The following is a 20,286-nucleotide window of genomic DNA, read 5'->3' on the forward strand; positions in this document are numbered from 1 at the left end:
TGGGAGTACTAATTCTTTAACTCAAATGCATATAAATAATCAATTGGACGATGCGAATCGTCGGAACTCTGCTGCCAACCAATCTCTTCGTGGCTTAAATCAATCATTTCCTGGGTAGAGAAATCTTTGAATTTGTCATTAATACTTTGTAGTATTTTCAGTTCCGGCTCTTCAAATAACTTATCATTGAACTCTCTTGCAGGAAGATACCTTTCCCCCACTCCCCCATCAGAGAATATTTTGTTATACACTTTCAACAGATCAGTTTTTGTCAGATGTTCAAAAATACTATTAAAATTATCTGGGACAGGGCCCATATCAATCGCGTAATACTCCGATCCACTTATGGAGACACCATATTCTTTGAAAAAGGTAAAATCCGCATAAAACAGTAACTTGTTCAATTTCGTTTTCCACGGTCGTTGATTGGTGCAGAAATATATAATCATTTCCACAAATTTCTCAAAATTCGGCTTGCCAAATCCGGTGAACCTACTTCGCCGCTTACCGTCAAAAAGATAGTTTCTGACTACTGCTTCTTCCTTATCAGCCTTATCAATCAATCTTTCCGCATTGCGTCTTGCTTTTTCCAGAGCACTACCTTCCAATGCGTGAGAAAGATCAATCATATCGAGAAATTTTCTCGGGTCGGCAGCCATTTGAATCAATCGGGCATTGGCTTGGGTAGGCACCTCTCCCGCTTCATATTGCCGGTATGTGTTGTCTCCGAATCCCAAAACATGCGACATTTTTATTGCCGATAGATCATATTTTTCCCGTATGGATTTTATCTCATCGGGATAGGGAATATTATATTTCTCCCTATATTGATTGATGACCTGATTGTAATTCAATTGCGCGAAATGTTCATCTTCGAACTCTTCACCCGTATCTTCACACTTCCATGTATGAAAACATACCTTGAACGTTTCTTTCCGGAATGTCATATCACGCCATTCCTTCCGAACGAACATTTCTTTCTCTGTAAACGGACTTAACATTGTTATTCAACTTTAATCTTTAAAAGGATAGATGATGGGATGCTCCGCTTTATGAAATGAGATACATATTACGTTTCTTTTGGTGACAGAGATTTTTATATACACTTCAATACCTTTTACTATTTTACCGAAAGCCACCATTTCGTATTGCTCGTGATAGACTCCTTCTTCTATTCTGTAGAAATCTTCAGCCTTCAATTGTAAAATTACTTCCTTCCGCTTATCCGGAGGTATATCCAAATCAAGCAATGCTTGCGCATTCTTTTCCCGCTGGTTCAGGAACATAAAGGTTATCAAACCGCAAGCTTCTTTGGTCCTGATCTCTTCCAAGAACTTCTCAACGTCTTGTCTGGTTCTCATTATGGTAACGCAAAGATATAGTATAATGTTTATATATACAACTAAAAAGTTGATATTTTATTTATATATACGAGTATTATCAACTAAAAAATCTATTTTAGCGCAAGGTTTTTTTCATTCAATTATATCAATCTTTAATCCGAGATTTAATTGTTTGAATATTATCGTAAATCTGAGCCATTTGGTATAAATTATTTTCTTCTTGCAAATCTACAAAATAAACCTGAAGAAATGTTTATTAACATGGATTTGATTTCATAATAAGATAATTGGAAAATATGCTCCATATATGAAAAAACCGGCCCTTTTCAGAGCCGGTTTTTTAACTATACTGTATAATATTAGGGCAAACTTCCTTTTCTTACAGATTCGGATTTACGCTGTTCCACTGATCTACCGGCGGGATAATACCCATAGCGATCACTTCGTCGCGCAGTTTCACCAGGTGTCCGTAGCTCTGTTTCAGTGCAGCGATTTCGGCATCGGTACCTTTCACTTCACCAAAAGAAACACCGTTCTTGTCAAGTGTAGTCTCCATCGCCATCATGATATGTTCGAATCCGGGGATGTTTACATAGCATCCTGACGGCCAACGGAAAGCATCACCACCCATAGTAGCACGGATCATCTCAACAGAGGTATAAGAAGGGCTCTGGAAAGAAGAACGGCCACGCAGTTTGATGATATTGGCACCACCTTTGGTTACGCGTGTTTTTAATTCAGCCCATGCTTCGTTAGTCAGCGCGTCTGTTCCAATAAGTTCAGTAAGCGGTTTACCATCTATTTTAGCAGTAGAAGCGAAAACAGCCATCTGTTCGCCGTGACCGCCATAAGTGCGGGCACCGGTAACTTTGCTCTGCTCAACACCGAAATGTTTTGCCAACTCGCTTTGCAGACGGGTGCTGTCCAATGCTGCCAAGGTAGTCACCTGTGACGGCTTCAGGCCTGAATAGATCAGTGCTACCAATCCGGTAATATCGGCCGGATTGAAGATGATGGTCAGATGTTTCAGGTCGGGACAATATGCCTTGATATCTTTTCCGAGTTGTGCAGCGATCTCAGCATTACCTTTCAGCAGGTCTTCGCGGGTCATCCCGTCTTTACGGGGTGCACCACCTGAAGAGATCATGTATTTGGAACCGGTAAATGCTTCTTTCACATCTGTGGAGTAGGTGAAGTTTACTCCTTCGAAACCGCAGTGACGCATCTCTTCCACTACCCCTTCGAGACCGAGTGCAAACGGGTCATAAAGACAGATATTGGGCGTTAAACGCATCATGGCAGCTGTTTGCACCATATTGGAACCGATCATGCCGGCAGCTCCTACAATCGTTAATTTGTCGTTCGTCAGAAAGCTCATAATTGATTTATATTTGAATGTTAATAATACCTCTTGTAAAAGTGTAATTTGAAGCGTCAAATATAGCGAAAGCCGAGTGAAAAGCCAAGCTTGCTTGAACTATTCCGTTAAGAGAGCGCAGAACGAGTTTACTCGTTTTGCCGAACGCAGGAATAGTCTAACTTGTTGAACTTTTCCGAGGCGCATCCTATATTCTGCAAATATACAAAATGTTACCGAACCCAAAGGCATCCCAACTAATAATAAACCCTAAAAAGGAACGACCTACAGGAGGCTCCATGCTGCTGTTAAACCGGCCATCACGATCGCCACCATACTCATTAGCTTGATAAGGATATTGAGGGAGGGGCCGGAAGTATCTTTAAACGGATCACCGACAGTATCACCCACCACAGTGGCCTTGTGTGCTTCGCTTCCTTTTCCGCCCAAATGACCTTCTTCGATATATTTCTTTGCATTATCCCAGGCTCCACCTGAATTGGCCATAAAGACGGCAAGCACGAAACCGGCACCCAAACCGCCTGCCAGCAGTCCCATTACTCCGGCTACACCAAAAATCAAACCGGTCAATACGGGTATGATAATAGCCAACAGCGAAGGCAACAACATCTCCCGCTGTGCCCCCTTGGTAGAGATAGCCACACAACGTGCATAGTCGGGCGTAGTTTCTCCTGTCATTATCCCTTTTATTTCACGGAACTGGCGGCGTACCTCTTCCACCATTTTTTGTGCCGCCCTGCCCACGGCATTCATCGTGAGTCCACAGAAAAGGAAGGCCATCATCGATCCGAGGAAAATGCCCGCGAGTACTTTCGGATTCATCAATGTAACCTGGAAATAGTTCATAAAATCGACAAAACTGGCTTTGACCACCTCCACTGTGTCTCCGTCTGCCAATTCAAGCACATCGTCACCCAGGCGAAGCATGCCGATCCGTACCTCCTCCATATAGGATGCCAGTAACGCCAGTCCGGTGAGTGCCGCCGATCCTATGGCAAATCCTTTGCCGGTAGCGGCAGTAGTATTTCCCAATGCATCCAGCGCGTCGGTACGCTTTCTCACTTCCGGCTCCAGCCCGCTCATCTCCGCATTTCCACCGGCATTATCGGCGATAGGGCCATAAGCATCGGTAGCCAGGGTGATTCCCAGTGTGGAGAGCATCCCCACCGCAGCAATGGCGATACCGTATAATCCCATACTCAGGTTGCCTGCAGAGATCATATTCTGCACATCGAAACGAATGGCGGAAAGGTAGGAAATCACAATAGCCAACACAATGGTAACCACCGGCACTACCGTGGATATAAACCCTGTTCCCATTCCGGAGATGATTACTGTAGCAGGGCCGGTTTGGGCACTGGCAGCAATACCTCTTGTCGGCTTGTATGAATGTGATGTAAAATATTCAGTGCCCTGCCCGATGATAATCCCGGCAAGGAGACCGGCGATTACGGAGAAGGACAAGCCCAACCAGTTCGTGAAACCCAGCAGGTACAATATACCAAATGTGGCACCGGCGATCAGGATCGCGCTCACATTCACCCCTCTATTGAGGGAATCCATCAATTGTTTTACAGAAGCATTTTCTTTGGTCCTTACCAAAAAGACCCCAAGAATGGAAAGAAACACACCAATGGCGGCAATAATCATAGGGGCAAATACGGCATTCTTCTGCATCGATGGATTCATTATAAAGGCCGATGCTCCTAATGCAGCCGTGGAAAGGATAGAGCCGCAATAAGATTCATAGAGGTCGGCACCCATTCCTGCCACGTCTCCCACATTGTCTCCCACATTATCGGCAATGGTAGCCGGATTACGAGGATCATCTTCAGGAATACCCGCTTCCACCTTTCCCACCAGGTCGGCACCCACATCGGCTGCCTTGGTATAGATCCCGCCGCCTACACGGGCAAATAAGGCTTGTGTAGAAGCCCCCATCCCGAAGGTAAGCATGGTGGTAGTGATCATAATCAACTTATGCCCGGCATCGGCATCCTCCACAAAGTGATCCAGGATCAGATACCATGCAGAGATGTCGAGCAGTGCCAGCCCTACTACCACAAGCCCCATCACGGCGCCCGACCGGAAAGCGACCTGCAGCCCGCTATTCAACGAACGGCGTACAGCATTGGCTGTCCTGGCCGATGCATAGGTAGCTGTCTTCATTCCGAAGAAACCCGCCAGTCCCGAGAAAAAACCGCCGGTTAGAAAAGCAAACGGCACCCAGTTGTTTTGTAAGCCAAAAAAGGCCATGACAGCAAAAAGAAGAGCCAGCACAATAAATACTGCGGTCACCACTTTGTACTGTTGTTTAAGGTACGACATGGCACCCTCTCGAACGTGACGGGCAATGGTTTTCATTTTCTCCGTGCCCTCACTCTCCTTCATCATTCTCTTAAAGAAGTAATATGCAAAAATCAGCGCCACAATAGAGGCGACTGGTACAAGATAAAAGTAATTCATAGATTATTTATTTATAGTTTAATGTTATGTTTCTATTCCATAAACCAGGTCACTAAAAAAGGCATTATCACTATTTCGTACAAAAGTACCAAAAAAGAAAAGATCGGAAAGGCATATCACAAAGATTTCTTTATATTTTACCCTTATTAGATCATTTTTTTCAATTACATTAGGCTTTTTCTACTCTCGGCAAAACAAATAAATTTGTTCTGCACTCGCTTAACGAAAAAGTTCATATCTTTGTTTGTTTTCATTGCAGAAACTCGTCCACCCAGGACGAGTAGTTTCACAGTAATGGATTAGAGTGATCTGGATTTGCATACTAAACAGATATATCATGGTAAAGAATTTTCTTTTAAAAAGCGATAAAAGCCCGAAAAATGTTCAGATAAAGAAAGACATTATCAATCACTTTATCACTACAGGGAATGACACCATCGCCGAATTATCCAAAGAGCTCGACCTCAGTGTACCCACTATAACCAAATTTATAGCCGAACTCAAGGATCAGGGATTGATAGCCGAGTTCGGCAAGATTCAGACGACCGGCGGGAGACATCCGAGCGTGTACGGATTAAATCCTACTTCCGCTTATTTTGTAGGAGTGGATATGAGCCGGCATCACCTGAACATAGCTCTGATGGATTTTACTGGAAATATAGTTGAATATCAGATGAGTATTCCCTACACTTATGAAAATACAACGGAATCATTTGATCTTCTTTGCGACCACATCCAGAAATTTATTGACAAGACCGGAGAACTCAAAAAAAAGATTTTCAACATCAGCCTGAATATCTCAGGCCGTGTAAATCCCGAATCGGGATATAGTTACAGCAGTTTTTATTTCAGCGAAAACCCTATCAGTGAAACACTTACAAAAAAGTTAAATTACAATGTAGGAATTGATAACGACACGCGTGCCATGGCCTATGGCGAGTATATGAAGGGTGTATCGGAAGGGGAACAGAATGTCATTTTTGTAAATATTTCCTGGGGGTTGGGTATTGGTATTATTATCGACGGCAAGCCCTATTACGGGAAATCAGGTTTTTCCGGTGAATTCGGCCATTTTCCGATTTTCGAGAATGAGATTCTCTGTCATTGCGGGAAAAAAGGATGCCTCGAAACAGAAGCATCCGGTTTAGCAATACACAGAATGGTGATGGAGCGTATCTCGAAAGGAGAAAGTACTCTCCTCACAGAGCAGATAAAAGATATCAATAAACTCACCCTTACCGACATTATCAAGGCCACCAATATGGAAGATCCTCTCTGTATCGAGATCGTGGAAGAGGTGGGGTATAAATTGGGTAAATATATTGCCGGCCTCATCAATATCTTCAATCCGGAGTTGGTAATTATTGGCGGACAAGTAGCCGAAACAGAAGGATTTATCATGCTACCCATACGGAGTTCCATCAGAAAACACTCCTTGAATCTGGTCAATAAAGATACCCGGATCGTGACATCAAAACTGAAGAATAAGGCCGGGATCATCGGTGCCTGCATGATTGCCCGAAGCCGCCTGTTTAACGAATAAGTTCCAACTCTTCTATCAGATGGTCGGCTCCTGCGAACTTATCGATCACAAAAAGCACATATCGGATATCTACGATGATACTTCTCTGGTAATCGGGTAAATACTGTATATCCCCTCCTACTCCTTCCCAGTTCCGGTCAAAATTGATCCCGATCAGGTCTCCTTTACCGTTCAACACAGGGCTTCCGGAGTTACCGCCTGTAGTATGGGTAGTAGCCACGAAATTGACCGGCATATTACCGTCGGCCAGGGCATAGCTACCGAAATCCTTTTCCAGGTAAAGAGTTTTCAGTTTTTCCGCCACAACAAACTCCCAGTTATCAGGATCCTCTTTTTCCATCACACCTTTCAGAGTGGTCTGATGGGCATAAGTGACCGCATCACGGGGCTGGTAGCCTTTCACCTGCCCGTAAGTAAGCCTCAATGTAAGATTAGCATCGGGAAAATGGGTATAGGGTCCGTCCATGGCAAGAATCCCTTCCATATAGGTACGGCGCGCCAGGGAGAACGGTACATCGTATTTACTTAGTTGAGTGCCGAGCGAAAGTGCTTCTTCGGTCACCGAACGGGCAAACAGGAACATAGGATCATTCCTCAGTTGCTCCATCTTAGCCTTATCGGAGATGAACGCCCGGGGATCGGAATAAAACAAGTCCCAATTCTCCCTGTTTCCAAATAGAGACCGATCAAAAATATAATCAATAAATGCCTCCACATCCCCATTGAACCGGGTATAAAGAATATTGAAGAAAGCAGGTTGTTTTTCAATGCCAATCAACCGGGTATATTCGGTGAGCATGGCCACAGAAACCCTTTTATCTACATCAATATTGTAATCTTTATCGGCAAATAAGTTATAATCCTGCTCCAGTTGCAGGACTGCGTCCTCTATACCATCCGGAACGTTGGAATCCGCCCCTTCGGCCGCAGCACTGTCCACCGCTTGTGTCAGCATATTCCATCCCCTTTGAGGCACATTGGCAAATTCCACAGCCCGTATGATTCCTTCATTGAGCATCCAGCTTCTGTAACGTAGATCGGCTCTTTCATCAACTATTCGTTCAATTTCTTTCAGCGCCTCAATATATTCAGGTTTTCGATTATTTTTTGCCCATTCCGACAAACGATTCTGCTGTTCCAGCTTCAACTGTTCGAAATCGCGCATATCAATAGCCCAGTTGGTACCAATGGCATTTTTATAGGCATTGGTGGAGCCGGAATATTTAGCTGCATACTGGATCTTTACAGCCGGATCGTTCAGCATCTCCTCCAACATAGCCTTCTGGCGCACTTCCCGCATATCGATACGTACCCTGTTATCGATATCTCTTCGTTCGGCTACTTCCCATGAGGTATAGTACTTATGGGTTGTACCGGGAAATCCCATAATCATCGCAAAGTCGCTCTCTTCAACCCCTCCGGCAGATATTTTCAACCATCGTTTGGGTTTTAGCGGTACATTCTCCGGCGAGTAATCGGCCGGATTTCCCTCTTTGTCAGCATAGATACGGAACAACGCAAAATCGCCCGTATGGCGTGGCCACATCCAGTTATCGGTATCGGCACCAAACTTGCCGATGGAACTCGGCGGAGCACCAACAAGGCGAATATCAGAATAGATCTTTTTGGTAAACATATAGTATTGATTACCGTTAAAGAAAGGCTTTATCTCCACTTCGGTACCGGGGACGGCCAGGAGTTCCTCTCCTGCTTTCTCCCGTGCAATCCGGTTAAGATAAGAGGGCGAAAGAAAGAAAACACCATCGGTATCCTGCTTTTTATCCCTTTCAAGGCACTGTTTCACATAATCGGTCACATCTTCCATACGGTCGATAAAGGCAACAGTCAACCCGGGGTTGGGAAGTTCTTCGGTTCTGGTCATTGCCCAGAAACCGTCATCCAGATAATTATTTTCTAAAGAACTATGATTCTGTATCTGCCCATACCCACAGTGATGATTGGTGAGTACCAATCCCTCTGACGAGATTACTTCTCCTGTACATCCTCTTCCGAAAAAGACGACTGCATCCTTCAATGAAATACCGTCAGGATCATAAATATCGTAGTCCTCCAGTTCCAGCCCAAGTTTCTGCATCTCGGCTAACTTTTGTTGTTTCAACAGATGGAGCATCCACATCCCCTCATCGGCAGAAGCAGTAAAGATAAATGAGCAACACAGAAGCAGATATAACACCAATTTCTTCATATGATTTTATTTAGAACTAAGAAGTCTGAAATGGAGAAGTGGAGAATTATCAAATTCACCTTTTCCACCTTTCCACATTAATTTCCCGTTTGAGTCGATAAAGTTAAGAAAAAATGCCATAAAAAGGTAATTAATTCCAGCTTTTCCCTATCTTTGAAACGTAAGCCTGATGCTTAGTTCTTATAGATCAGCGCTTCTAATTCTAAGTTCTTTTTTCTAAATTCTTATTTCTAATCTTCACAATAAAATGCATTACGAAACACTCTTTCAGGAAATTCACAGTGAGTTGCAGTCGGTAGAAGACCCCGGACAGGTAGGCGATTACATCCCTGAGTTAGCACATGTAAATCCCGATCAGTTCGGCGTGCATCTCACAACTGTCGGAGGTGAAGAATTTGCTTTCGGGGATGCAGAAAAGCGCTTTTCCATTCAAAGTATAGCCAAAGTATTCACCTTTGTTCTTGCTTATTCACGTATAAAGAGCAGTATCTGGAAACGCACCGGGCTAGAGCCGGCGGGTACACCGTTCAACTCTCTGGTTCAGTTGGAGTATGACAAAGGTATACCGCGTAACCCGTTTATCAACGCCGGAGCCATTGTGATCTGTGATATTCTTGCGAGTGAACTGGCTTCTCCAAAAGAAAATATCCTGTCGTTCATCCACAGAATAACGGGAGCGGATAGTATCAACTATAATTCTAAAGTAGCGTTATCGGAGAAAAAAACCGGTTACAGAAACTATGCCCTGGTTAACCTGATGAAATCATTCGCCAACATCAAAAATGATATCGACAGGGTGATGGATATTTATTTCCATATCTGCTCCATTGAGATGAGTTGTAAAGAACTTTCCCGATCTTTTCTCTTTCTTGCCAACAACGGGATTGTTCCATTTTCCGGCGAACAAATACTCTCTGTCAGCCGCACCAAAAGAGTCAATGCGCTTATGCAGACCTGCGGCTTTTACGATGAAGCCGGAGAGTTCACCTTTAAAGTTGGGTTACCCGGAAAAAGTGGTGTGGGTGGGGGTATCGTGGCAGTCCATCCGGAAAAGTACACCATTGCCGTATGGAGTCCACGCCTCAACAAAAAAGGAAATTCGTTCAAGGGCATGTTGTTCCTGGAAGAGTTCACCTCCAGAACCAGTTCTTCTATTTTTTAACGACGCATAGACTTTTATCATCGGGGGAATAAAAACGGCCCCAACGGCTCTAAATGTCATCCATAGTTCTCAGACGGTAAAGAGACGATTAATTCTTAAATTTACAAAAAAGGTCGGTGAATCATTGGGCTTTAGCCTGAAAAGGGTTATTTTTGCGGTCGATTGGAAAATAAGCACTTAGATGAAGATAAACTTAAAAGAACGAACGCCACAGCTGATTGCCGTAATAGGTGTACTCGTCATTGTGATGGCTATTCTCATCGGATTTCTCATCACCAGGAATACACAGATGAGTGAGATGCAGGAACAGTTCACTATCGATAAACAGGAACTGGAGGATGAATATGAAGCCATTTCATTGCAATACGAAGGGTTTAAGTTCAGTGTCCAGAACGACTCGCTGTTGTATAAACTGGAGAATGAACAGGCAAAGGTGCTTCGTTTACAGGAAGAGCTTCGAATGACCAAAGCGAGCGATCAGGCTGAAATCAAACGACTGAAGGATGAGCTGGCCACATTGCGCAAAATTCTTCGTTCCTATGTGCAGCAGATTGATTCGCTCAACAGGCTCAATGAGCAACTACGTGCAGAAAACCGACAGATTACCGATCAATATCAGAAAACCACTCAAACCCTCAGGCAGGTATCTCAGGAGCGGGAACAACTCTCGGAAAGAGTATCGCTGGCAGCGCAATTGGTTGCCACAAATATCAGCGCCAAAGCGGTAAACGACAGAGGCAGGGAACAGTCGCGCCTGAGCCGGAGTACGCAGTTTGTAGTTTCCTTCACTATTGCCCGTAATATCACTGCAGAGCCGGGAGAGCGCACCATATACGTCCGCATGATGACACCCGACGGATCAGTCCTCTCAAAAAGCCCGTCCAACACATTCCCTTATGAGAACGGAAATATCCTCTATTCTATGAAACGCATCGTAGAATACGGAGGCGAAGAAATACCGGTCACCATGTACTGGGATATTGAAGAATTTCTGATGCCCGGCACTTACAAAGCCGATATCTTTGCCGACGGACATCATATCGGTTCGTATAGTTTCGATATGAAAGATTAGCATTTTTCGTCGTTTTAACACTCCGATAAATTTCTTTAACGGAAAATCATGCAGCATTTCCGGAATACAGGCATCTATATTAGTAATTGCCCCCTTTCCGGTAATAACAATGGACAAATGAAAAATGCTTCCTGTTTGGTACCTTTGTGTATACTATTCGGATTAATCGTAACGGAATTACATGCACAGGATTTGAATGATGAAATGAAAAAAAGACTTCGTCAGTCACTCATTACGCCTGAAAAACAACCCGGGCAGCAACAATATCAACATTCTCCCCAAATATTACCAGAGCAAGACAGAGAAATCCTCAAAGTATCTCCTACAACCAGGCTTCCTACAAGAGGAGACAAGATCCAGCTACTTAATCCCCCGGAAAAATACAAAATACACATAAATACGACTGTCACCAATGCTCCTCCAATCAATCAACGACCGGCAGGATCGGTTCGGTATGAGTTTGTTGGAAAAAATATGCAAATAATCCCCACCGGCGGCCAAATAGTGAAACCTTCCGGCCGGGATTTCGATCCAATACGTACCCGTAACAGGAAAAGACACGAAAGAACCGATCGGCTGGTTAAAGCCTATAATAACAAGTAGGGTAAAACGGGATCATGGGATAGCGTGAACTACCCGGTCTATTGCAACATCTCCAGAAAAGCCTGTTCGTCAATAATTTTCACACCTAATTTTTCTGCTTTTTCTAATTTGGCCGGTCCCATATTCTCTCCGGCAAGAATGTAGTCAGTATTTTTCGAAACTGATCCGCTGTTCTTTCCCCCGTTTTGCAGGATCATAGCCTTATACTCATCCCGCGAATGAAGTTCGAATGTTCCGCTGATGACGATAGATAATCCTTTCAATTTATCAGTCTTTGCAGCCAGTACCTCTTCGCTCAATGCAAACTGTAAACCGTACTGCCGCAACCTCCGGACAAAATTAACATAGAGGGGATTAACAAAGTAAGCGGTCACACTTCGTGCGATCCGCTCGCCGATCTCATCCACAGTGATCAGTTGCTCCACAGTCGCCTGAGCCAACTGATCGATATCCGGAAATGCCTGTGCCAGTTTCTGCGCTACGGTCTCACCCACAAAGCGGATACCCAGGGCATATAGAACCCGTTCATAGGGTACTGATTTCGATCTCTCTATGCTTTCCAGTAAATTATTGGCGCTTGTTTCTCCCCAACGCTCCAAATAGGCAAGGTCTTCGAACCGCAACAGGTAAAGATCGGCAGCATCACGGATCAATCCTTTCTCATAGAGCAGATTGATAGTCTCCGGACCTATGGTGATATCCATGGCTTTACGGGTGACAAAGTGTTCGATACGCCCCTTTATCTGCGTGGGACATCCCTCACTGTTGGGACAGTAATAGACGGCCTCGTCCTCATTGCGCACCAAAGGGGTTCCGCAATCAGGGCATTTGCGGGTAAAAGTAACCTTATCACCCAATAAGAAACGAGCTTCCTTATCTACACCGGTAATCTTGGGAATGATTTCTCCTCCTTTCTCCACATAGACCCTGTCGCCAATATGCAGGTCAAGGGCAAGGATCGCATCTTCATTGTAAAGAGAAGCTCTTTTCACTGTAGTGCCGGACAACAATACCGGCTCCAGATTGGCAACAGGAGTAACGGCGCCTGTCCGTCCTACCTGATAGGAAACCGACTCCAGGCGTGTAACCGCTTGTTCCGCATTGAATTTAAAAGCGATAGACCATCGGGGAAATTTGGAGGTAGCCCCTAAATTCCGTTGCTGTGTCAGTGAATCTACCTTCAGTACAACTCCATCGGTAATCACCGGAAGTGTCTTTCGTGCAACATCCCACTCTTTCAGATAAGTGAAGATCTCCTCCAGGGTACTGCATTTTCTCATAGTGTCTGATACGTTCAATCCCCATTTGCGGGCCAGGGTCATATTCTCAAAATGGCTGCGAGACGGGAGGGAATCACCCAACATTGAATAGATATAGGATTCCAGCTTACGGGAAGCCACCACCCGGGAATCCTGCATTTTCAGGGTACCCGAAGCGGCATTGCGCGGATTGGCAAACAGAGGTTCTTCCTGTTCAGCCCGCTCTTTGTTCAGTGCATCAAAAGAACTCCACGGCATCAATATCTCACCGCGTACCTCTATATAAGGAGGTACATCAACCCCTTTTAACACCAACGGCACATTACGGATAGTCCGCACATTGGCGGTGACATCGTCTCCTTTCCATCCGTCTCCACGGGTCACCGCCCGTGTCAGCCGACCGTTTTCATAGACCAAAGAGATAGAAGTCCCGTCAAACTTGAGCTCACACACTATCTCGAACTCTTCGTTCAGTGTCCTCTTCACACGATTGTAAAAATCAGTCACTTCCGCTTCAGAGTAGGTGTTCTGAAGCGAAAGCATGCGAAAACGATGAACCACCTGTGTGAAATTATTGTTAATATCGCTTCCCACCCGTACTGATGGCGAATTAGGGTCATAATATTCAGGGTATGCTGCTTCCAATTCCATCAGTTGTCGCATCAACCGGTCAAATTCAAAATCGGAGATCGTAGGTTGCGATAATATGTAATAATTATAATTATGCTCGTGCAGTTGGGAGCGAAGCGATTCAATCTGCTGTTTGACTGATTCCATTATTGATAGTTTTTATTGACAAAGATAATGCGGAGAAAAATTCATTCCAAAGGAAAAAAGGGATTAGCGAAAGATCTCCATCCAGGGATAATCCACTTTCTTCTTCGCAGGTTTGTAGAAATTACCAATATTCGCCGTAATGGAAAACACTTGCTGAAACAATACATGTCCTTCTGAAAAATGAAGGTTGCAGTTGATCCGTGCAGAGACATGATGCGACTCCAGCAGACGTATATACCATTTGCTTTGGAGGTAAGTAGAACCTCTCAGGAATGGGGTGCCCCAATAGAGATTTCCGCCATATACGGGGAATAAGCGCATCCGTGCATCTCCGGTATACAACCTGTTCTCCGTACCGATCCCGTACAATTCGGCATCGGCCCTTGCGGTAAAGCCTACCGGTTTATAACTCTCTTCCGCTTCCCGATCCCTTTCGAATCCGGCAAAAATACCGGCGGACAATAATCCTTTAAAGCTGTTTGCTGCCTCATATTCCAGCCCCACCGATGCCATACCCTGTATTTGTTCGCTTACGCCATAGGCCGGATTTTCGGGAAAGGTACCTGCATAATGAAAAAGATAAGACTGAAAATCGCCGAAGAAGATTCCTCCGGAGATTTTTCCCGAGAGACCCAGATAAAAACTTTCCCGGGTATCCGCCGCCGCATGCCCGGTCCAGTCCATCCATGCATTAAAGAAGTTATCGTCCTTTCCTATCTGCAAAAAAACACCCTGCATAAGCGGCATAAAATAATTCACCGAATCCCTGAAAAAGAGGTCGGAATAGTTAGATAGCACCTCTTTTCGCGGAAAAGCTCCCGCCCGTAAAAGTATCCCTGGCTTTTTATATTGGTAATAGAGCGCTACAACCGTTTTATTGACGGCTTTTTTCATTCCGGGAATCTTGAGCAGGTTTATACCTGCATAAATGGTATGCGTTGAATCCCAGGTGACACCTCCCAGAGTATTCAGCCATATCCCGTGTAAAGTCTGCGGATCGGCGAAAGAAGACTTCTCATATTCCTGATTATCGAAAAAATAGTCAAGCCCCACCTTCCAGCGGTACTCTTGCGCATGTAACGCGGACATCACAAATAATATACATATTACAAAGGCAAGTCTTTTCCACATACCCTTATTGATTTACCGATAGTATCGATATATGCTGACTTATTGACTAATTGATGTAATTAATTTATTCAGATCATCCCACCGGGCCATCTTATCTCCTTTCCGATGGTAAAGATAGTATAAATTCAGAAATTTAAATCTTCCTTTCCTTCCATTTACCGCTACGCAGGTAAATAAACGAAAGCGTAAGTAAGAAGAGCCAATACACATGTTCCGTTGTCCATGCCACAGCTACGGAAAAACGCATGTGAATAATGACAAACCACATATATGAGAGATAAAAAAACAATGTGATAATCTCAAATTTAAGGGCGGTACGGGTATTCCCTGTGCCCGATACGGAATTAAACAGTACCGATCCCATACTATAGATAGGTAATGATGAGATAAGCACATAAAACGGCAAAACGGTATCATTGATAAGGGAGGGATCATCCGTATAGATACGGATCATCGTCCTCGGAAAGGCAGAGACAATACCTATCACGCAGACCATTACTCCCAGACTTATAAAAGCTATTCGTTTTATCAGATTGATCACCTCATCTCTTTTGTCCGCTCCGATGGTATTGCTCACCAGCGTACTCGCCACGGCCCCTAATGCTTGCGAAGGGATTGTAAGAATAGTGTAAAAACTCCGCACGATATTGGTTACCGCCAGAGGCCTTTCTCCCATATAATTCTCAATAAACACAAAGAAAAGCATCCAGGTGACAATGGAAAAAAGATACTGCACCATCATGAAGACAGAAATATCCAGCACTTTTTTAATTACAGACCATTGAAACCTGATTTTCCTGAAACCGTATTTATCAAGATCAACCGTTTTGCGTGTATAAACAAGCAGAAAAACGGTAGAAGCAAATTCTGCAATTACCGATGCGATAGCTGCCCCGGCAATTCCCAACTCGGGCATTCCCAGATTACCGAAAATCAGACCATAGTCAAATATCACATTCGTCCCGGCCATCACCACAGCATTGACAGTAAGAACTTTGGTACGTGCGGTGCCGATATAGAACGCCCGGAACATAAGATTGACAAAGGCGAAAATAATACCGAAAACGCGCCATTCAAGATATTCCGTTACGGCCCCGGCAACATCGGCCGACTCAAACATTGCCGGTATCCAATGAACAGCTCCGTAGCGCAGCAGAGGTATCAGCAATATAGCCGGGATAAGCAGGAAAATAGCTCCCTGAATAACAATATCTCCTATCTTGTTGTAATTCTTCTCACCATTTCTCCGCCCGATAAGGATCTGGCTCCCCATACTGAATCCGAAACCCAGTGTATATAAAGCGATATAAATGATCCCTGCCAAAGCTGATGCACCCAGTTCCACTTCTCCTACACGACCGAGAAAAGCGGTGTCAATCACCTGAATGATGTTTTGCGCAAGCAAACTTAACAGGATGGGCGTACTTATTTTGATGATGTGCTTATTAGAATACACCTATTTTAAACTAAAAAGCCGCCGATTGCTCTGGCAACCGGCGGATATGTATGATTATCGACAGGATTATTTTTTTATCCGGTTGTTACCGTCAAGATTAATGACTGCAGGCTGGAACGTTTTTGCCTCTTCGGGCGACAGCAACACGTAGCTCATGATGATGATCACATCGCCTTTCTGTACTTTCCGGGCAGCAGCTCCGTTCAGGCAAATAATTCCCGATCCGCGCTCACCACGGATCACATAGGTCTCAAAACGCTCACCGTTATTATTATTCACTACCGCCACTTTTTCATGTACGATCATGTTGGCCGCATCAATCAGATCTTCATCGATCGTAATGCTTCCCTCATAATTCAAATTGGCATCGGTTACCGTTGCCCTATGTATTTTGGATTTCAATATTTCTAACCACATATATGCTTATCTGTATCTTATATTATCAATCAGGCGCACATCACCGCAATAGACGGCAATTGCTCCCACAATATTTCCGGAATCCTGCCAGGTAGAGACCGGTTGTAATGAATCCCCATCAACAATCCCGAAGTATTCAACACGTAAGTCAGGCACATTGTTTATTGATCCGGTTACGAAGTGAATGATCTGATCCGGCGATTGTTCTTCGGTTAACAGGGTACTCTCCCGCATGATACGGTGTATTTCCGAAGCATGCTCCCTCTGTTCTACCGACAGCCGCTGATTACGGCTACTCATAGCTAAACCGTTCTGTTCCCTGACAGTAGGGACTCCCACGATCTCCACGGGTAGCTCCTGCTGCTTAACCATCTCCCTGACAATAGCTAATTGCTGGAAGTCCTTTTCACCGAAATAGGCTTTATGAGGCTCCACAAAAGCAAAAAGTTTACTTACTACCTGAGCCACACCATTGAAGTGACCGGGACGGAAGGCACCCTCCATCACTTTGTCGAGCAGGCCAAAATCAAAGATCCGGATATCCGGCCCGGGATATATCTCTTCCACCGAAGGGGCAAACACAACATCAGTTCCGGTACTTCTCAGCAGTTCATAATCTTCTTCAGGAGTACGGGGATAAAGCCTCAGGTCTTCATGGTTGTTGAATTGCGTGGGATTGACAAAAATACTTACCACGCAGATATCATTTTCCGCTACACAACGTTCCACCAAGGTGATATGTCCCTTGTGAAGCGCACCCATGGTAGGCACAAAACCAATGGTTTTCCCCTCCTGCCGGTGCTGTTGAAGCAGTTCCTTCAGCTCTGCTATAGTATGAATAACTCTCATTGATCTGATTTTACAGTGCAAAGCAACAAAATATTTGCCACATACAGAAAAAAACCGTGCCAATTCTCCATATAACAGAAAGCAAAAAGATGTTACACAGCTCTATATAAGCTGATTACAAAATAGATGCATTTTTATTTTGTATTTATGTGGATTTTTTTTATTATCTTTGTACTCAAATTTAGATAATTAGCTACATGTCCCAGAAAAAAGTTTTGTACGTTTCACAGGAAATTTATCCTTATCTCGAAGAGACTAATATTTCAAATACTTCACGTTATCTGCCCCAGGCCATACAGGAGAAGGGTAAAGAGATACGTGCTTTTATGCCTAAGTACGGGAACATCAACGAACGCCGTAATCAACTTCATGAGGTGATCCGCCTCTCGGGAATGAATCTCATCATTGATGACACCGACCATTCCCTCATTATAAAGGTGGCCTCCATCCAGTCGGCCCGGATGCAGGTCTATTTCATTGATAACGATGATTATTTCCAGAACCGCGAAACACTCATCGATGCGAAAGGACTGGAATATGACGACAACGACGAACGGAGCATTTTTTTTATCCGCGGGGTAATGGAAACCATCAAGAAGTTGCGTTGGGTCCCCGATATTATCCACTGTCACGGATGGTTCAGTGCATTGGCTCCTCTTTATATCAAGAAAGGATATGCCGACGATCCCTGCTTCAAAGGTGCAAAAGTGATTTACTCCCTGTATGACGAATCTTTTGACAAAGCTTTCCAGAATGGTTTTGCAGAAAAGCTCCGGTTTGACGGGATTGGCGATCCCGAAATCGAAAAAATAAAAGAACGGGGTTTAATTGATTACACAAATCTAATGAAACTGGCTATCGATTTCTCTGATGGTGTTGTTCAAGGCAGTGAAAAGGTAAATCCCGAAATCATCCAATACATTCAGGAGAAAGGAGTGAAGTTCCTGCCTTACCATTCTGATTTTGACAAAAGAGTGGAAGAGATCGACGCATTCTACGAGGAAATTGACAGCTGATCCGGTTAAAATCCCTAATGAATTTATTTTTTTACCGCATCTATATACAAATATCTTTAAAAATAAAAAGAAAGCGTTTCGACGGTTTTTATTTGCCACATTTTTTTCAGATATTTGCGTCATTGAAAACAAACTTGATTGAACGAATGAAATTCAAATTCCTGTGCCGAGCACTTGTTATTGCCGTTATCGCCCTGTCCGCCATTTCGTGTAACGACAATCTTGATCCGATAGGATTTACCATACAACCCGACCAAGATCGTCTTGCGATAGGCACAGATACACTGGAGTTACAGGCACGCACCGTTCAGATAGATTCCATATTTTCCAAAATACAATATCCTGTATTGGGCGAATATACCGATCCTGTTTTCGGTACTATTAAGTCCGAATATATCGGAGAGTTCTATTTTCCCGAAGGGGCACAATTCCATGACGGTGCTTCCATTGACTCGGTGAGAGTGCAGCTCGCTTACACCACGATGATGGGAGATTCATTGTCGCCGATGGGGTTGTCTGTATATGAGGTGACAAAATCGCTGAAAGGAATAAATAATTATTCTCATGCCGATCCCACAGAGTATGCCGATATGTCGGCGCCTCTGGGCACACAAACATTTACCGGAAAGAATTCAACCTACAGAACAGAAACCACTAGTTCGGGAACCTCCGTCAGGGTGTATGAAATCAATGCGATGCTTCCCAACGCTCTCGGTGAAAAATTTCTTGCCGAATATAAGAAGGATGGGCATGGACAACTGGTGAATGTGGATGAATTCAGAAAATTCTTCCCGGGATTGTATTTTACCACCACTTTTGGAAAAAGTACTATCATCAGTGTGAGCCTTACCTCTCTTATGGTACATTATCAGTATCTGGACAAAGGCGGCTCCTCAACGAATGAGGATACTGTCCGTACAAGCGCCATGCGCCTGAACATCACTCCTGAGGTCACCCAGATCAACCATATTCAAAACAAAAACGACCAATTACTGGAAGAGAATCCTGACTATGCGTATGTCAAAAGTCCTGCCGGGGTAATGACCGAGGTCACATTTCCCTTCTCGGAGATGAATGAGAAATTGAAGTCACAGGCCCTGAATCTGGCAAATTTTACTGTATATGCCATGCCTGAGCCCGATGAGGACACTATGGTGAAATTGAGCCCTCCGGACTACCTGCTACTGATAAATAAAGATTCGTTGGCGGGATTTTTTGAAAACAGAAAGCTCATCGACAATGTAACCAGTTTCCTGACGTTGAGTGGTTTTGACTCTTCCACCTACTCTTACAGCTTCGGCAATATCTCCACGATGGTAAACCACTATAATGAGAAGCACAAGGGGGAACCCTTTGATCTGGTTTATTACCTGATTCCTGTGGATGTCACTTTCGCGACCGATAGCTACGGATATGCAACAACAACTCCAATCTCAATTAACCACCGCATGTGGCCGACAGCAGCCAGATTGGATAAACGCAAAGGGAATCTGAAGCTGGATATGATTTTCAGTAATTTCTAAAACGAGCCGTTTTATTTTTATTGGCACATTGGCATATTTAACTACGCTTCACTCCGTTGAACGTTGTTTGTCTCATCCGGTCTTA

The 20,286-nt window shown here is 44.1% G+C and carries 16 protein-coding genes; 6 read left to right on the forward strand and 10 right to left on the reverse strand.

Features of this window, described 5'->3' with window-relative positions; genetic code table 11:
• Positions 1-8: 8 nt before the first annotated feature.
• The 4 genes from F597_RS0101570 to F597_RS0101585 form a co-directional block, all read right to left on the reverse strand.
• Positions 9-974 (reverse strand): type II toxin-antitoxin system antitoxin SocA domain-containing protein, encoded by a 966-nt coding sequence (locus F597_RS0101570; RefSeq protein WP_221406081.1) that lies wholly within the window; start codon positions 972-974, stop codon positions 9-11.
• 39 nt (positions 975-1,013) lie between these two features.
• Positions 1,014-1,361 carry a type II toxin-antitoxin system MqsR family toxin gene (locus tag F597_RS0101575; RefSeq protein ID WP_019537953.1) on the reverse strand — a complete coding sequence of 116 codons (348 nt, stop codon included), beginning with the start codon at positions 1,359-1,361 and terminating at the stop codon, positions 1,014-1,016.
• Between the two features lie 361 nt (positions 1,362-1,722).
• Positions 1,723-2,721 (reverse strand): malate dehydrogenase, encoded by a 999-nt coding sequence (locus F597_RS0101580; RefSeq protein ID WP_019537954.1) that lies wholly within the window; start codon positions 2,719-2,721, stop codon positions 1,723-1,725.
• A gap of 264 nt (positions 2,722-2,985) precedes the next feature.
• A complete protein-coding gene (locus F597_RS0101585) occupies positions 2,986-5,187 on the reverse strand; it encodes a sodium-translocating pyrophosphatase (protein ID WP_019537955.1) in 2,202 nt (733 codons plus the stop codon).
• A 337-nt stretch (positions 5,188-5,524) separates the two neighbouring features.
• Here F597_RS0101585 and F597_RS0101595 point away from each other — a divergent pair, with 337 nt between their 5' ends.
• Positions 5,525-6,730: an ROK family transcriptional regulator gene (locus tag F597_RS0101595; RefSeq protein WP_019537957.1), complete on the forward strand. Its 1,206-nt coding sequence runs from the start codon at positions 5,525-5,527 to the stop codon at positions 6,728-6,730.
• On the opposite strand, the gene F597_RS0101600 is transcribed toward F597_RS0101595, so the two are convergent.
• The gene (locus F597_RS0101600) at positions 6,720-8,936 is read right to left on the reverse strand and encodes a S46 family peptidase (RefSeq protein ID WP_019537958.1); all 2,217 of its coding nucleotides are present in this window, start codon (positions 8,934-8,936) and stop codon (positions 6,720-6,722) included. The genes F597_RS0101595 and F597_RS0101600 overlap by 11 nt on opposite strands.
• A gap of 247 nt (positions 8,937-9,183) precedes the next feature.
• Between F597_RS0101600 and F597_RS0101605 the strand changes: the two genes are divergently transcribed.
• The 3 genes from F597_RS0101605 (at position 9,184) to F597_RS0101615 (ending at position 11,773) form a co-directional block, all read left to right on the forward strand.
• The gene (locus F597_RS0101605; protein WP_019537959.1) at positions 9,184-10,098 is read left to right on the forward strand and encodes a glutaminase; all 915 of its coding nucleotides are present in this window, start codon (positions 9,184-9,186) and stop codon (positions 10,096-10,098) included.
• A gap of 181 nt (positions 10,099-10,279) precedes the next feature.
• Positions 10,280-11,170, forward strand: coding sequence for a coiled-coil domain-containing protein (locus F597_RS0101610; protein WP_019537960.1), 891 nt, complete (start codon positions 10,280-10,282; stop codon positions 11,168-11,170).
• Between the two features lie 117 nt (positions 11,171-11,287).
• Positions 11,288-11,773 carry a hypothetical protein gene (locus tag F597_RS0101615; protein ID WP_169337959.1) on the forward strand — a complete coding sequence of 162 codons (486 nt, stop codon included), beginning with the start codon at positions 11,288-11,290 and terminating at the stop codon, positions 11,771-11,773.
• 38 nt (positions 11,774-11,811) lie between these two features.
• On the opposite strand, the gene ligA is transcribed toward F597_RS0101615, so the two are convergent.
• From ligA to panC, 5 genes are all read right to left on the reverse strand, one after another.
• Complete coding sequence (gene ligA, locus F597_RS0101620; RefSeq protein ID WP_019537962.1) at positions 11,812-13,809, reverse strand: NAD-dependent DNA ligase LigA; 1,998 nt, start codon at positions 13,807-13,809, stop codon at positions 11,812-11,814.
• Positions 13,810-13,872: 63 nt separating this feature from the next.
• Entirely contained in the window at positions 13,873-14,940 is a 1,068-nt protein-coding gene (locus F597_RS0101625; RefSeq protein WP_019537963.1) for a hypothetical protein, read from the reverse strand.
• 133 nt (positions 14,941-15,073) lie between these two features.
• Positions 15,074-16,396: an MATE family efflux transporter gene (locus F597_RS0101630; RefSeq protein ID WP_026327009.1), complete on the reverse strand. Its 1,323-nt coding sequence runs from the start codon at positions 16,394-16,396 to the stop codon at positions 15,074-15,076.
• A 66-nt stretch (positions 16,397-16,462) separates the two neighbouring features.
• Entirely contained in the window at positions 16,463-16,813 is a 351-nt protein-coding gene (gene panD / locus F597_RS0101635; protein WP_019537965.1) for an aspartate 1-decarboxylase, read from the reverse strand.
• Positions 16,814-16,819: 6 nt separating this feature from the next.
• Positions 16,820-17,662, reverse strand: a complete 843-nt coding sequence (panC, locus tag F597_RS0101640) for a pantoate--beta-alanine ligase (RefSeq protein WP_019537966.1) — start codon at positions 17,660-17,662, stop codon at positions 16,820-16,822.
• 197 nt (positions 17,663-17,859) lie between these two features.
• On the opposite strand from panC, the gene F597_RS0101645 reads away from it, so the two are divergent.
• On the forward strand, positions 17,860-18,678 hold the full coding sequence (locus F597_RS0101645; protein ID WP_019537967.1) for a glycogen/starch synthase: 819 nt from the start codon (positions 17,860-17,862) through the stop codon (positions 18,676-18,678).
• A gap of 146 nt (positions 18,679-18,824) precedes the next feature.
• Positions 18,825-20,201, forward strand: coding sequence for a DUF4270 domain-containing protein (locus tag F597_RS0101650; RefSeq protein WP_157278878.1), 1,377 nt, complete (start codon positions 18,825-18,827; stop codon positions 20,199-20,201).
• The last annotated feature ends 85 nt before the right edge of the window (positions 20,202-20,286 follow it).

The organism is Proteiniphilum acetatigenes DSM 18083 (assembly GCF_000380985.1).
GTDB lineage: Bacteria > Bacteroidota > Bacteroidia > Bacteroidales > Dysgonomonadaceae > Proteiniphilum > Proteiniphilum acetatigenes.

Coding starts and splice junctions, on each gene's coding strand:
- F597_RS0101580 (WP_019537954.1), bottom strand. CDS start 2,721: ATGAGCTTTCTGACGAACGACAAATTAACGATTGTAGGAGCTGCCGGC.
- panD (WP_019537965.1), bottom strand. CDS start 16,813: ATGTGGTTAGAAATATTGAAATCCAAAATACATAGGGCAACGGTAACC.
- F597_RS0101585 (WP_019537955.1), bottom strand. CDS start 5,187: ATGAATTACTTTTATCTTGTACCAGTCGCCTCTATTGTGGCGCTGATT.
- F597_RS0101615 (WP_169337959.1), top strand. CDS start 11,288: ATGAAAAATGCTTCCTGTTTGGTACCTTTGTGTATACTATTCGGATTA.
- F597_RS0101570 (WP_221406081.1), bottom strand. CDS start 974: ATGTTCGTTCGGAAGGAATGGCGTGATATGACATTCCGGAAAGAAACG.
- F597_RS0101650 (WP_157278878.1), top strand. CDS start 18,825: ATGAAATTCAAATTCCTGTGCCGAGCACTTGTTATTGCCGTTATCGCC.
- F597_RS0101575 (WP_019537953.1), bottom strand. CDS start 1,361: ATGAGAACCAGACAAGACGTTGAGAAGTTCTTGGAAGAGATCAGGACC.
- F597_RS0101645 (WP_019537967.1), top strand. CDS start 17,860: ATGTCCCAGAAAAAAGTTTTGTACGTTTCACAGGAAATTTATCCTTAT.
- F597_RS0101610 (WP_019537960.1), top strand. CDS start 10,280: ATGAAGATAAACTTAAAAGAACGAACGCCACAGCTGATTGCCGTAATA.
- F597_RS0101600 (WP_019537958.1), bottom strand. CDS start 8,936: ATGAAGAAATTGGTGTTATATCTGCTTCTGTGTTGCTCATTTATCTTT.
- ligA (WP_019537962.1), bottom strand. CDS start 13,809: ATGGAATCAGTCAAACAGCAGATTGAATCGCTTCGCTCCCAACTGCAC.
- F597_RS0101605 (WP_019537959.1), top strand. CDS start 9,184: ATGCATTACGAAACACTCTTTCAGGAAATTCACAGTGAGTTGCAGTCG.
- F597_RS0101625 (WP_019537963.1), bottom strand. CDS start 14,940: ATGTGGAAAAGACTTGCCTTTGTAATATGTATATTATTTGTGATGTCC.
- panC (WP_019537966.1), bottom strand. CDS start 17,662: ATGAGAGTTATTCATACTATAGCAGAGCTGAAGGAACTGCTTCAACAG.
- F597_RS0101595 (WP_019537957.1), top strand. CDS start 5,525: ATGGTAAAGAATTTTCTTTTAAAAAGCGATAAAAGCCCGAAAAATGTT.